1 rRNA gene is annotated in these 560 nt (G+C 55.4%); it reads right to left on the reverse strand.

The features are described from left to right. Positions 1-560, reverse strand: a 23S ribosomal RNA gene (locus tag ACFQIC_RS21050); the annotation flags it as partial.

The following is a 560-nucleotide window of genomic DNA, read 5'->3' on the forward strand; positions in this document are numbered from 1 at the left end:
TCATCGTCTCTGAGGAATCTTACTTACTTGGCGTAAGGGGAAATTTCATCTCAAGGGGGGCTTCATGCTTAGATGCTTTCAGCACTTATCCCGTCCACACGTAGCTACCCAGCCATGCTCCTGGCGGAACAACTGGTACACCAGCGGTGTGTCCATCCCGGTCCTCTCGTACTAAGGACAGCTCCTTTCAAATTTCCAACGCCCACGACGGATAGGGACCGAACTGTCTCACGACGTTCTGAACCCAGCTCGCGTACCGCTTTAATGGGCGAACAGCCCAACCCTTGGGACCGACTACAGCCCCAGGATGCGATGAGCCGACATCGAGGTGCCAAACCTCCCCGTCGATGTGGACTCTTGGGGGAGATAAGCCTGTTATCCCCGGGGTAGCTTTTATCCGTTGAGCGACGGCCCTTCCATGCGGTACCGCCGGATCACTAAGCCCGACTTTCGTCCCTGCTCGACTTGTAGGTCTCGCAGTCAAGCTCCCTTGTGCCTTTACACTCTGCGAATGATTTCCAACCATTCTGAGGGAACCTTTGGGCGCCTCCGTTACTCTT

The organism is Halobacillus seohaensis (assembly GCF_042663045.1).
Lineage (GTDB): Bacteria > Bacillota > Bacilli > Bacillales > Halobacillaceae > Halobacillus_A > Halobacillus_A seohaensis.